Source organism: Streptomyces sp. NPDC040718 (assembly GCF_055593565.1).
Window position 1 is genome coordinate 952,715 of sequence record NZ_JBVIXO010000001.1, and the last position, 13,176, is coordinate 965,890.

General features: G+C 74.6%; 9 protein-coding genes. 5 read left to right on the forward strand and 4 right to left on the reverse strand.

Features of this window, described 5'->3' with window-relative positions:
* Positions 1-35: 35 nt before the first annotated feature.
* Both ACZ597_RS04425 and ACZ597_RS04430 read right to left on the reverse strand, forming a co-directional pair.
* Positions 36-2,291, reverse strand: coding sequence for a DUF5682 family protein (locus tag ACZ597_RS04425; protein WP_471324756.1), 2,256 nt, complete (start codon positions 2,289-2,291; stop codon positions 36-38).
* The gene (locus tag ACZ597_RS04430) at positions 2,288-3,394 is read right to left on the reverse strand and encodes an ATP-binding protein (protein ID WP_471324759.1); all 1,107 of its coding nucleotides are present in this window, start codon (positions 3,392-3,394) and stop codon (positions 2,288-2,290) included. The genes ACZ597_RS04425 and ACZ597_RS04430 overlap by 4 nt, the downstream gene beginning before the upstream one ends.
* A gap of 134 nt (positions 3,395-3,528) precedes the next feature.
* Between ACZ597_RS04430 and ACZ597_RS04435 the strand changes: the two genes are divergently transcribed.
* The gene (locus tag ACZ597_RS04435) at positions 3,529-4,866 is read left to right on the forward strand and encodes an SWIM zinc finger family protein (protein WP_471324762.1); all 1,338 of its coding nucleotides are present in this window, start codon (positions 3,529-3,531) and stop codon (positions 4,864-4,866) included.
* A gap of 295 nt (positions 4,867-5,161) precedes the next feature.
* Positions 5,162-6,733, forward strand: coding sequence for a DUF5691 domain-containing protein (locus ACZ597_RS04440; protein WP_471324765.1), 1,572 nt, complete (start codon positions 5,162-5,164; stop codon positions 6,731-6,733).
* Between the two features lie 33 nt (positions 6,734-6,766).
* Here the strand turns inward: ACZ597_RS04440 and ACZ597_RS04445 are convergent, their stop codons facing one another.
* Complete coding sequence (locus tag ACZ597_RS04445; RefSeq protein ID WP_007265988.1) at positions 6,767-7,171, reverse strand: cobalamin B12-binding domain-containing protein; 405 nt, start codon at positions 7,169-7,171, stop codon at positions 6,767-6,769.
* 210 nt (positions 7,172-7,381) lie between these two features.
* Here ACZ597_RS04445 and ACZ597_RS04450 point away from each other — a divergent pair, with 210 nt between their 5' ends.
* Together ACZ597_RS04450 and ACZ597_RS04455 are read left to right on the forward strand one after the other, a co-directional pair.
* On the forward strand, positions 7,382-8,215 hold the full coding sequence (locus ACZ597_RS04450; RefSeq protein ID WP_471324768.1) for an esterase/lipase family protein: 834 nt from the start codon (positions 7,382-7,384) through the stop codon (positions 8,213-8,215).
* A 263-nt stretch (positions 8,216-8,478) separates the two neighbouring features.
* Positions 8,479-9,996, forward strand: a complete 1,518-nt coding sequence (locus ACZ597_RS04455; RefSeq protein WP_471324771.1) for a M23 family metallopeptidase — start codon at positions 8,479-8,481, stop codon at positions 9,994-9,996.
* Between the two features lie 123 nt (positions 9,997-10,119).
* On the opposite strand, the gene pcrA is transcribed toward ACZ597_RS04455, so the two are convergent.
* Positions 10,120-12,621 (reverse strand): DNA helicase PcrA, encoded by a 2,502-nt coding sequence (gene pcrA / locus ACZ597_RS04460; RefSeq protein WP_471324774.1) that lies wholly within the window; start codon positions 12,619-12,621, stop codon positions 10,120-10,122.
* 86 nt (positions 12,622-12,707) lie between these two features.
* Between pcrA and ACZ597_RS04465 the strand changes: the two genes are divergently transcribed.
* Positions 12,708-13,064, forward strand: coding sequence for a hypothetical protein (locus ACZ597_RS04465; protein ID WP_471324778.1), 357 nt, complete (start codon positions 12,708-12,710; stop codon positions 13,062-13,064).
* Positions 13,065-13,176: the final 112 nt, after the last annotated feature.

Consider the following 13,176-nt stretch of genomic DNA (forward strand, 5'->3'; position numbering starts at 1 on the left):
GACCCCGCCCGCTCCGCCCGGCAAGGGCAGAGGTGTCAGGCCGCCGCGAGGAGCAGCCGGGCCAGTTCGGCCATCGCGTCCGCGCGGGCCGGGTCCAGGTCCGGGGCGAAGCCCGGCGGGGCGGTGGTGGGCGCCGCGCGGGTGCTCGGGCCGCGCCTGGCCAGCTCGCCCAGGGTGCGCTTCACGCCCGGCTCGTACGCCCCGAACGTGCGCCGCAGCAGCGGCAGTACGTCGATGAAGGCGCCCTCCGGCACCGACACCAGCCAGGCGTCGATCAGGCCCAGCAACACCTCGTCGTGGACCAGCAGCGTCCCCCCGCCTGCGCCCCCGGCGAACCCCTCGATCCAGCCCGCCGCGTCGGCCGGGGAGGCCGCCGGGGACAGGGCGAGCCCCATCAGCCGCGCCGTCTCCCCGGCCGGGAGCCGGCCGTCGTCCAGCAGCAGCCGCGCGGCCCGCCCGCGTATCCGCCCGGGGACGCTGTCCCGCCCGGCCAGCGTCCGCAGCACCGCCGACCACCGCTCCCGCAGCCCCGGGTCCGTGTCGGCCAGCAGGCCCACCGCCCCGTGCACGCCGTCGACGTGGCCCCGCAGCTCCGCCGCCCCGTCGGCGTCGAGCCCGGCCGCGCAGGCCGGCGGCAGGGCCACGCAGATCCGCTCCGCCAGCCCGGCCGCGACCCTGCCGAGCGCCGCCGCGTCCGTACCCCGTACGTCCCCGTACCGCAGCGAGCGCGCCAGCGCGGGCAGCGCCTTGGCGAGCCGGGCCACGTCCGTGTCCAGCGCGGCCCGGTCGGCGAGCGCCCGCAACACCGCCGGCAGGGCTTCCGAGAGCCCCGCCAGCAGGCAGCGCTCGGCCAGCGCCGTGACCTCCCCCAGATCCCCGGCCGCCGCCGCGTCGGCCTCCGCCTTGGCGGTGGCGGCTCCCTGCACGGTGGTGCCCCAGATGCCGGCCTCGGCGACCCGCACCGACAGCTCCGGCTCCCAGCACAGCCGCCAGGTCTCCCGGAAGGTGCCCGTACCGCTGCGGGAGGCCGTCGGCGTCCCCCAGTCGATGCCGAGCAGCCGCAGCCGGTGCAGGAGCAGGGACTTGGCCGCGTCGGAGTCCTTGCGCAGGTCCAGCTCCAGGTCGCGCCGCTGCGCCTCGGGCTTGAGCCGCAGCGAGCGCTGCCGGCGGGTGAGGTCCCGCTGGAGCGGTACGACGGGCGCCGCGTCCGGGACCTCGCCGAGCACGTCCCCGACCACGAGCCGGTCCTCGACCAGCGCGAGCGGTACGTCGGATCCGTCGCACATCACGGCCCGGACCGCCTCCAGGGTCTCCGTGAGCCCCGGGAGCGGGCGGCCCCGTACGGCGGCCAGCGTCTCCGCCAGCCGGACCGCCTCGATCACATGGGCCGGGGAGACCTGCCGGTCCTCCTCCCGCAGCAGCCCGGCGACCTTGGTCAGCCACCGCTCGACGGGCCGGTCGCGGGCCGCGAACAGGTGCGCGTACCAGCCGGGCGAGGTGACGCCCGCCCCGTACCCGCCGGCCCGGGCGAGCCGGCGGTGGCTCCACGGCACCCAGGTGGTCTCCACCTTGGCCTTGGGCAGCCCGGTGAGCAGCGCCCTGTCCGCGGCCACCGTGGACCTGGCCCGCAGTGCCGGGACGTGCCAGGCGCCGCAGACCACGGCGTAGTCGTCCCCGAACTCCCGGCGGGCCGCCCGCATCTTCTGCCGCATGTGCGCCTCGCGGGCCGGGTCCCGGGCGTGGCCGCCGTCGCCGTAGGTCTCGCGCAGGGCGCCCATGACCTCCGCCAGGGCCTCGAAGACGGCCAGCGGGTCCCGCACCTCCCCCGTGCCCCGGTGCTCGACCACGTCCTCCCACCAGTGTTCGGGGTCCTCGTACCCGGCGGTCTCCGCGAGCACGGCGAGCGGATCGACCCGCACGGCGTCCGGCTCGCGGGCGCCCGGCTCCCCCTCCCCGGGCGCGGCCAGCGCATGGGCGGCGGGCAGGTCGATGAAGCGCACCGGCACGCCCCGGGCCTGTGCCCAGCGGATGGCGACCCACTCCGGGGAGAAGGCGGCCAGCGGCCAGAACGCGGCCCTGCCGGGGTCGTCCGCCACGTGCGCGAGGAGGGCGACGGGCGGGCGCATCCCGGGCTCGGCGGCCAGCGCGAGCAGCGCGTCGCCCTCGGGAGGCCCCTCGACGAGTACGGCCCGCGGCTGCGCCCGGTCCAGCGCGGCCCGCACCGCTCGGGCCGAGCCGGGTCCGTGGTGGCGGACGCCCAGCAGCAGCGGTCCCGCGGCCGCCGGGCTCATGCGGTCACCTCCCGGCAGGCGCGGTAGAAGTCCTTCCAGCCGTCCCGCTCGCGGACGACCGCCTCCAGGTACTCCTGCCAGACGACGCGGTCGGCGGCCGGGTCGCGGACGACGGCGCCGAGGATCCCGGCGGCCACGTCGGAGGGGCGCAGGACGCCGTCCCCGAAGTGCGCGGCCAGGGCCAGTCCGCCGGTGACGACGGAGATGGCCTCGGCGGTGGACAGGGTGCCGCTGGGCGACTTGACCTTGGTGCGGCCGTCGTCGGTGACGCCGTCGCGCAGTTCCCGGAAGACGGTGACGACCCGGCGGATCTCCTCCAGTCCCTCGGGCGCGGCGGGAAGGTCCAGGGCGCGGCCCATCTGGTCGACGCGGCGGGCGACGATGTCGACCTCGGCGTCGGCGGTGGCGGGCAGCGGGAGGACCACGGTGTTGAAGCGGCGGCGCAGTGCGCTGGAGAGCTCGTTGACCCCGCGGTCGCGGTCGTTGGCGGTGGCGATGAGGTTGAAGCCGCGCACGGCCTGTACCTCCTCGCCGAGCTCCGGTACGGGGAGGGTCTTCTCGGACAGGACGGTGATGAGCGTGTCCTGCACGTCGGCCGGGATGCGGGTGAGCTCCTCGACGCGGGCGGTCATGCCCTCGGCCATGGCCCGCATGACGGGGCTGGGGACGAGGGCTTCGCGGCTGGGGCCGTGGGCGAGGAGGCGGGCGTAGTTCCAGCCGTAGCGGATGGCCTCCTCGGGGGTGCCGGCGGTGCCCTGGACGAGGAGGGTGGAGCCCCCGCTGACGGCGGCGGCGAGGTGTTCGGACACCCAGGTCTTGGCGGTGCCCGGGACGCCGAGCAGCAGGAGGGCGCGGTCGGTGGCGAGCGTGGTGACGGCGACCTCGACGATCCGGCGCGGCCCGACGTACTTGGGGGTGATGACGGTGCCGTCGGCGAGGGTGCCGCCCTGGAGATAGGTGGCCACGGCCCACGGGGAGAGCTTCCAGCGGGCCGGGCGGGGCCGGTCGTCCTGGGCGGCGAGGGCTTTCAGTTCGTGCGCGAAGGCGTCTTCGGCGTGCGGTCGCAGTGCGTCGGTTCCGGTGCTGCTCTCGGGCGTGGTCATGGTCCCCCTCCAATGCTCGGCAGCCGCTCCCGACTGCTCCGTCCACGGTGCACCATGCCACTGACAACACCCCTTGTTCGGACCGTTGTTGCAGGTCAGGGCGATTGTCAGTGGGGGTCTCTACGGTGGTTCCCATGACTGAGCAGGGGGTCCGCTGGACGGCGGAACAGGTACTGGCTCTGGCTCCTGACGACGCGTCGCGCAAGGCTGGGGGCAGGCTGGGAGGGGCGGGTCCGTGGTCACAGACCGGAGGTTCCGCTTCCGGTGCGGTGTGGGGGTCTTGCAAGGGCAGCGGCAGTACGCCGTACCGGACGGTCGTCGACCTGACGGGGCCCGCGTACAAGTGCTCCTGCCCGAGCCGGAAGTTCCCGTGCAAGCACGCGCTGGGGCTGCTGCTGCTCTGGGCTGCGGAGGGGTTCGGCGATCCGGCCGGAGCGCCCGACTGGGCGGGGGAATGGCTCGCGGGGCGCGCGGCGAAGGCGGCGCGCCCGGCGGCCGGTCCGGCGGACGCGGAGGCGGCCCGCAAGCGGGCGGAGCGGCGGGCCGAGCGGATCGGGGCGGGAGTCACCGAGCTGGAACAACGGCTGGCGGACCTGCTGCGGGGCGGGATGGCCGGGCAGCAGCAGGCCGGCTACGCCCCCTGGGAGGAGGTCGCGGCCCGGATGGTCGACGCCCAGGCGCCCGGACTGGCCGCTCGGGCAAGGGAGTTGGGGGCAATACCCGGTTGCGGCCCCGGCTGGCCCGCCCGGATGCTTGAGGAGTTCGCGCTGCTGCACCTGCTGGACAGGGCCTGGCTGGGGGTGTCCGGGCTGCCGGAGCCGCTGGCCGCGACCGTCCGGAGCCGGGTGGGGCTGCCGTCTCCGGCGGGGGGTGAGACCGTCCGGGACCGCTGGCTCGTACTGGCCCAGTACGACTCGGTGTCCCCGGACGGCCGGCTCACGACCCGCCGGATATGGCTGCGCGGGCTGGAGAGCGGACGCCCGGCGCTGGTCCTGGACTTCGGTCCGCCCGGACGGCCGCCGGGGCTGGCACTGCCCGTCGGGCTGGTACTGGAGGCGGAAGCCCGCTTCCGGCCCGGGTCGGCGGGGCTGCGGGCGGATCTGGGGGACCGTACCGCGGCCGCGGTACCGGCCGCCCGCACTCCGCCCGGGGTGGGCACCGGGGAGGCCCTTGAGGCCTACGGGGCCGCGCTACGGGAGGACCCGTGGCTGGAGTCCTGGCCGGTGGTCCTCGGCCCCGTCGTCCCGGTACCGGGCGAGGGGGGCGAGGCGGCCTGGCAGCTGGCGGACGCGCAGGGGACGTCCGCACTGCCGGTGTCGCTGCCACAGGGCCGCTCGCGGTCCGGGCTGTGGCAGCTGGCCGCCCTCTCGGGCGGCGGGCCCGTCACGGTCTTCGGCGAGTGCGGCCACCGCGGCTTCACTCCGCTGACGGCCTGGCAGCCCGGCTCGCCCGAGCCGGTGCCGCTGCACTGACGGGGCGGGGAACCAACCGAAAACGCAGGGGGCCTGGGGGGATCCATGCCGTCTCGCAGACCGACATGGAGGACGCGGCGGCGCGGGGGCGCCACCGCGAGGACGAGGAGCCGGGGGGCTTTCATGAACGACAACCACGCCAGCTGAACACGGTCGTACGGCGATTCCGGCCGCGGTCCCGCGGAGGGGGCGGGACCGCGGCCCGGGCCGGTACGACGCATGACTGACGACGCACGACGGACGGGCGCACGACGGACGGCGCACGACTGCCGGGGACTGACGAGGGAGGGGTCCGATGGGCCAGGGTGGCGAGGAGTCCGAGGGGTACCGGGACTGGGAGGAGTTGGTCACCGCCGCGCTGCTGGGCACCGAGCGGCGGGGCGGCTCACCGCAGGCGCTGCTCGACGCGGCGGCCGTGCAGACGCTGCGGCGCCGCGCCGGGCTGCGGCCCGCCGAGGCGGCGCGGCGGCCCCGGCCCGCGGCGCCCGATCCGCGCCCGGAGCCCCCGCAGGCCGCCCGGCGGCGGCTCGCGCAGCTACTGGCGGGCCGGGCCGCGGCGGGCGGCGGCGGGCGGCGCGGTGCCGCCCCGGATCTGACGGAGCTGCTCCCGCAGTGGCTGGCCGCCGCCGGGCGGCACGGCTACCGGGCGCCGTCGGCGCTGGTCCCCGCGCTGCTGGACGCGGCCCGGGCCCGGACCGACCTGCGCCCGCAGGCGCTGGCCCTGGCCGGGGCGCGGGGGGTGTGGCTGGCCCGGCTGAATCCCGAGTGGCGGTTCGCGCTGCGCGGTGCGGCCGGGGGCGCCGGGGAGCTGCCCGACCCGGCCGACGGTGAGGCGGTGGCCCGGCTCTGGGAGGAGGGGCTGTTCGCGGAGCGGGTCGCCCTGCTCGGCGCCGTCCGGGCCCACGAGCCGGCGGCGGCGCCCCGGCTGCTGGCCACGACCTGGGCCACGGAGCGGGCCGAGGACCGGCTGATGTTCCTCGACTCCCTGCGGTCCGGGCTGTCGGCGCAGGACGAGCCGTTCCTGGAGGCGGCGCTCGGCGACCGCAGCCGCAACGTCAGGGCGACCGCCGCCGAACTGCTGTCCGCGCTGCCCGGGTCGGCCCTGGCCGGGCGGATGGCGGAACGGGCGCTGGCCTGCGTCGGCCCGGAGGCGGTGGTGCCCCCGGCGGAGTGCGACGCGGGCATGCTGCGCGACGGGGTGGTCAAGCGGCCGCCGGCCGGCCGCGGGGAGCGGGCCTGGTGGCTCGGCCAGCTGGTGGAGGCGGCCCCGCTGTCCCGCTGGCGGGACCGCTTCGGCGGGCTCGCACCGGCGGAGATCGTGGCACTGCCGGTGGCCGAGGGCTGGGCGGAGGAGATACACGCGGCCTGGTGCCGGGCGGCGGTGCGCCAGCGCGACGCCGCGTGGTCGAAGGCCCTGCTGGGCCCCGCGTCCGCGCCGCCCGCGGCGGGTCCGGGCACCGCGTCGCTCGCGGAGCGGGCGAAGCTGCTGGAGACGCTGACCGAGGAGGAGCGGGCCGGGTGGGTCGCGGAGTTCATCCGCGCCCACGGGCTGTCGGAGGCCTTCCAGCTGCTGGGCGTCTGCCTGGTCCCCTGGGCGGGGGAGCTGGGCCGGGCGGTGGTGGACGCGCTGGACGCGGCGCGCGAGGCGGGCAGTTACCCGTGGAGCTTCAGCGGGGTGATGGGCCTGGCGGAGCGCTGTCTGGACCCTGGGGAGGCGGACCGGCTGGAGGCCCTGACCGCCACCACCGCGGATCCGCCGGAGGCTTCACCGGGAGCGGCCGCCTACTGGGCGGAGGCCTTCCAGCGCCTGGTGGCCACCCTCCGGCTGCGCGCGGCGATGCTCGCGGAACTGGCCCCGGCCGCCTGATTCCAGGCAGCGGGGCCGGCCGGGAAGGGGTGGTCAGCCCTGGCGGACGTGGGCGTTGACCCACTCCACGATGGAGGTGGTGGTGGCGCCGGGGGTGAAGATCTCGGCGACGCCCTTCTCCTTGAGCGGGGCGATGTCGTCCTCCGGGATGATCCCGCCGCCGAAGACCTTGATGTCCTCCGCGTCGCGCTCCTTGAGGAGCTCGATGACGCGGGCGAAGAGCGTGTTGTGCGCCCCGGAGAGGATGGAGAGGCCGATGGCGTCCGCGTCCTCCTGAATCGCGGTGTCCACGATCTGCTCGGGGGTCTGGTGGAGGCCGGTGTAGATGACCTCCATACCGGCGTCCCGCAGCGCCCGCGCGATCACCTTCGCGCCGCGGTCGTGGCCGTCGAGACCCGGCTTGGCCACCACCACACGGATCGGACCGGTCACACCCATCGCACTGCCTCCCGAGTGAACGAACGTTAAGTACAGCATTGCGCACGGCACCGTTTCGCGGTCAACGGGGAGGGGGAAATCACACGTGGGACGCCGTTGATTCACCACCGCCCCGTCGCCCCGCCACCGCGCCGACAGCCGCACGGCACGGTGGCGGGGCCGCGCCGGCGGTACGGCCCCGCACCCGAATGGTCCAGGGGGAGGCCGTCCATGGGGCTGACGATCGCGCCGCTGCCCGTGCCGCGCACGGGCGCCGCCCTTCGGGCGGCGGTCCTGGAGGCGGCGGTGCTCGCCGGGCACCTCCTCCTCTACCCCACCGGGATACGGGAGGAACGCCCGCCGGACCTGCCCGCCGCCCGGACTCCCGGGCAGCCGCCGCCCGTGCTGCTCCTGCACGGCTTCACCGACAACCGTTCGGTCTTCGTCCTGCTGCGCCGCGCCCTCGGCGCGGGCGGTCTGCGGCGCGTGGAGACGTACAACCACTCCCCCTTCACCCGCGACCTGCGCGTGACGGCCCGCCACCTCGCCCGGCGCGTCGAGGAGCTGTGCGAGCGCAGCGGCCAAGAGCGGGTGGACCTCATCGGCCACAGCCTCGGCGGGCTGGTCGCGCGGTACTACGTCCAGCGGCTCGGCGGCGACGCGCGCGTGCGGACGGTGGTCACCCTGGGGACCCCGCACGGCGGCACCCGGGTGGCGTCCTTCATGGACGCGCACCCCCTGGTCCGCCAGATGCGCCCGGGCTCCGAGGTGATGGACGAGCTGAGCGCTCCGGCGCCCGGCTGCCGGACCCGGTTCGTGGCGTTCTGGAGCGAGTTCGACGCATTGATGGCGCCCGCCGCGACGGCCCGGATCGAGCACCCGGACCTGGACGCGACGAACGTCCAGGTCACCGGTATCGGACACCTCGCCCTCCCCGTCCATCCCGCCGTCATCGCCGCCGTCCGGCGCGCCGTCGACGGCCCGCTCCGAGCCGCGGACGGCGCGCCCCGCCCGGCGGAGTCCGCCCGCACCACGGGAACCGAGGGTCAGAGCCTGGTCGTCTGACGACCCCGCGCACACCCGGCCGCCCGCGGGTCCGCGCGTACAACACCGGTCGACCGCCAGTCGAACGAATTTCGAACTCAAGGCCAAGGCTCGGTCTTCCAGCGACCGAAAGGCGGCCGAATGCCCGGTTCCGCTGAGGACGAAACACTCGGAAGATTGTCGAGGCGAGTAACCGCCGGGTACAGTCACGCCACTGCTCTCCTCCGGTGAACCTTGAGTTCCCCGGCCACCCAGGCCCCACTGCCGAGGCGAAAGAGAAGTTGGTGAACGACCGCCCGACGTCGGGCCAGTACCCCGATTTCGGGTACGACGGCCTTTCCACCACCACTTTCGCTGGTGACCAGGCATATGCGTCCTATGAAACGCAGGGCCAGGGCTATCAGTTCGTCACGGACTACGCCGCTCCCGGCAGTTACGGAACGTACGACGCGTACGGGGCGTACCCCTCCGCGGCCTGCACCGGCTCGTACGACACCACCGCCTGGTCCGCTCCGGAGAGTTACCTTTCGAGCGTCCCGGCCCAGACCGTCCCCGAGGACACCACGGGCCAGTACGACGCGAGCGCCTGGAACGCCGCGACCGCCGAGTACCAGACGGCGCCCTTCGACTACGGCTCCGCCGGCGCGGAGCAGACCGGGCACTGGACCCTCCCCGGCTACGGCCAGGACACCGGCGCCTACGACGCCACCGCCTGGAACGGCGGCGCGGCCGACGCGCCCGTGACCGCCGGCTACGAGGCCACGACCGTCGTCCCCGTGTTCACGGAGGCCGCCGCGGCCGAGGGCCGCAGCGAAGCCGACGGCTTCGCGGACGCCGACCCGTACGCCGAGGACGAGACCTCCGTCTTCGAGCCCGTGCCCGCCACGGCCGAGGAGGAGCCGGACTTCCCGGACGGCCCGGTGCACGACATGCCCACGCAGGCCGTGCCCGTCACCCCGTCCGTCGCCGCCTCCGGGCCCCGCGCCGGCCGCCGGGCCACCGGCAAGGCCGGCTCCGGCCGCGGCAACGCGGCCAAGGGCGGCGGCAGCAGCGCCGCCGGCAACCGCAGGCGCACCCCGGCCAAACGGTCCGCCCTGCTGACGGTGGCCGTGCCCTCCGCGTGCGTGATGGGCGTCGCGGGCGTGGCCGCCGCCTCCGTCGGCGGACTCACCGGAGCCGACAAGCCGGCCGAGGAGACGACCACGGTCGCCGCCCCGGACCCGTCCTCGGTGCAGCCGGTCGAGGCGAACAACAAGCTCGACACGCAACTGGCGGCGCTCAGCGCCGACGCGGGCGACTTCGCGGACCGCGCGAGCCGCACCCAGGAGCGCATCGACCTCAAGCAGCGCCAGGAAGAGGACAAGAAGAAGCGGGCCGAGGAGGCCGCGGCCAAGGAAGCCGCCCGGCCCAAGTTCTCGGTACCCGTCGCCCAGCGGGGCCTGAGCGCCAGCTTCGGCCAGGCCGGCGGCATGTGGATGTCGGTGCACACCGGCATCGACTTCCCCGTCGGCTACGGCACCCCGGTCATGGCCGCCACCGACGGCACCGTGCGCACCCAGTGGAACAGCGCCTACGGCAACATGGCCATAGTGACCTCCCCCGATGGCACCGAGACCTGGTACTGCCACCTCGGCAGCACCAAGATCCGGTCCGGCAAGGTCAAGGCCGGCGACGTCATCGCGTACTCCGGCAACTCCGGCAACTCCACCGGCCCGCACCTCCACTTCGAGGTACGGCCCGGCGGCGGGTCCGCGATCGACCCCGCCGCCTGGCTGCGCAGCCACGGCCTGGACCCGAGCTGAGCCGACGCCGGTAGCGGCCTGGCCCCGTCAGGCCGACGCCCGTAGAACCGACGCCCGTAGAACCGACGCCCGTCAAGCCGGGGCCCCGGGCCCGAAGGCCCCGGCCGCCCCGGCCCCCGGGTCCTACAGCTTCTGCACCGGCGCGTAGCGCAGCAGCAGCCGCTTCGGCTTGGCGTCCCCGAAGTCGACGGTGGCCTGCGCGTCCGCACCGGCGCCCCGGACCTCCATGACGGTGCCCAGCCCGAACTGGTCGTGCGTGACCCGGTCCCCGACGGACAGCGCGACGACCGGCTTGTCGGCGGCCCTGCGCGTGGCGAAGCCGGACGGGCCGGACTTGGTGCGCGACGAGGACAGGAACGCCTCGGGCGAGGTCCCGAAGGAGGCCTTCCCGGAGGACGAGCCGTACCCGGAACCGCGCACCGGCCCCGCCGGCTTCTGCGCGGCGCCCGTGCGCTTCCACTGGAGGTACTCGGCCGGGATCTCCTCCAGGAACCGCGAGGGCGGGTTGTACGAGGGCGTCCCCCACGCGCTGCGCATGCTGGAGCGGGTGAGGTACAGCCGTTCCCGGGCCCGGGTGATGCCCACGTAGGCGAGGCGGCGCTCCTCCTCCAGCTCCTTGGTCTGGCCGAGCGCGCGCATGTGCGGGAAGACCCCGTCCTCCATGCCGGTCAGGAAGACGACCGGGAACTCCAGGCCCTTGGCGGTGTGCAGGGTCATCAGCGTGATGACGCCCGAGCCGTCGGTGTCCTCGTCCGGGATCTGGTCGGAGTCGGCGACGAGCGCGACCTGCTCCAGGAACTCGGCGAGGGTGCCGCCCGTGGCGGCAGCCGCCGGTGGCCCGGTGGACTCGTCCCGGGCCTGCTCGAACTCCAGGGCCACGGCCGCGAGCTCCTGGAGGTTCTCGATCCGGGTCTCGTCCTGCGGGTCGGTCGACGCCTGGAGCTCGGCGAGGTAGCCGGTGCGCTCCAGCACCGCCTCCAGCACCACGGCCGGGCCGGCGCCGGAGTCGACGATCGTGCGCAGCTCCTCCATCAGCACGTTGAACCGCTTGACGGCGTTGGTGGAGCGGGCGGCCATGCCGAAGGCCTCGTCGACGCGGCGCAGCGCCTGCGGGAAGGTGATCTTCTCGCGCAGCGCGAGGGCGTCGATCATCGCCTCGGCGCGCTCGCCGATGCCGCGCTTGGGCACGTTCAGGATCCGGCGGAGCGGGACGTTGTCCTCGGGGTTCGCGAGGACGCGCAGGTAGGCCAGGACGTCCCGGACCTCCTTGCGCTCGTAGAAGCGGACGCCGCCGACGACCTTGTACGCGAGTCCGACGCGGATGAAGATCTCCTCGAAGACGCGCGACTGGGCGTTCGTCCGGTAGAAGATCGCGACGTCGCCGGCCTTGGCGTCGCCGGCGTCCGTGAGCCGGTCGATCTCGTCGGCGACGAACTGGGCCTCGTCGTGCTCGGTGTCGGCGACGTAGCCGGTGATGACGGCGCCCGTGCCGGCCTGGGTCCACAGGTTCTTGGCGCGGCGGTTCTCGTTGCGCTCGATGACCGCGTTGGCCGCCGACAGGATCGTCTGCGTGGAGCGGTAGTTCTGCTCCAGCAGGATCGTCGTCGCGTCCTTGTAGTCCTCCTCGAACTGGAGGATGTTGCGGATCGTCGCGCCGCGGAAGGCGTAGATCGACTGGTCGGCGTCGCCCACCACGCACAGCTCGGCGGGCGGCAGGTCCGGGTAGCCGGGGCCGACCAGCTCGCGCACCAGCGTGTACTGGGCGTGGTTGGTGTCCTGGTACTCGTCGACCAGGACGTGGCGGAAGCGGCGCCGGTAGTGCTCGGCGACGTCCGGGAAGGCCTGGAGGAGGTGGACCGTGGTCATGATGATGTCGTCGAAGTCGAGCGCGTTGGCCTCGCGCAGCCGCCCCTGGTACATCGCGTACGCCTGGGCGAGCGTCTTCTCGAAGCCGTCGGCCGCCTGCGCGGCGAAGGCGTCCTCGTCGATCAGCTCGTTCTTCAGGTTCGAGATCTTGGCGTTGAAGGACTTGGGCGGGAACTTCTTCGGGTCCAGGTCCAGGTCCCGGCAGACGAGCGCCATCAGGCGCTTCGAGTCGGCCGCGTCGTAGATCGAGAACGAGGAGGTGAAGCCGAGCCGCTTCGACTCGCGGCGCAGGATGCGCACGCAGGCGCTGTGGAAGGTGGAGACCCACATGGCGTTCGCGCGGGGGCCGACCAGGCCCTCGACGCGTTCCTTCATCTCGCCGGCGGCCTTGTTGGTGAAGGTGATCGCCAGGATCTGGCCGGGGTGGACGTTCCGCGCGGACAGCAGGTGGCCGATGCGGTGGGTGAGCACCCGGGTCTTTCCGGAGCCGGCGCCGGCCACGATGAGCAGCGGCGAGCCCGCGTGCACCACGGCGGCGGCCTGCTGCTCGTTCAGCCCGTCCAGGAGGGTCGCCGGGTCGATGACGGGGCGCGGGGCGCCGTCCCGGTAGTACGCGTCCCCGCTCATGGGCAGGTCGAAGGCGCCCCCGAAGAGGTCGTCCGCGCCGTGCTCCGGCTCGGGGTGCTCCTCGGGCGGCGGCGGGACCTCGTCGGAGGGGGTGAGGTCGGCCAGGAAGCTGTCGTCAAAGAGGCTGCTCATCGCCTTCCGAGTTTAGGGGTCGGGACCGACAACCGGTCCCGCCCCCGGAAAATCGGCCGCGGAGGGCGCCCCGTACCCTCGGCGGCATGACCGTTCTGACCAACATCTTCGTCGGCCTGCACATCATCGGCATCGCCTCGCTCCTCGGCGGGTTCCTGACCCAGATGAAGGCGATGGGCGCCGGTACGGCGCGTTTCGTGCCCGCGATGCTGCACGGCGCGCTGACCATGCTCGTCACCGGCGTGCTGCTGGTGGGCTTCCGCGAGATGGGCGACGGTGCCCCGCTCAACCACGTCAAGATCGGCGTGAAGCTGGCGGTCCTGTTCGTGATCCTGGCCCTCGTCTACGTCAAGCGGGACGAGGAGCACGTGGAGAAGGGGCTCTTCGCGGCGGTCGGCGGCCTGACCGTCGCCAACATCTTCATCGCCGTCCTCTGGCACTGATCCGCCTTCCTCCGCCGCGGTCCGGTCAGTCCGGACCCAGTCCCGGTCGGACAAGACCAGTTCCGATCATCTCGTCATCCTCCCGTTACCTTCAGGTTTAGCGTCCTCCCCC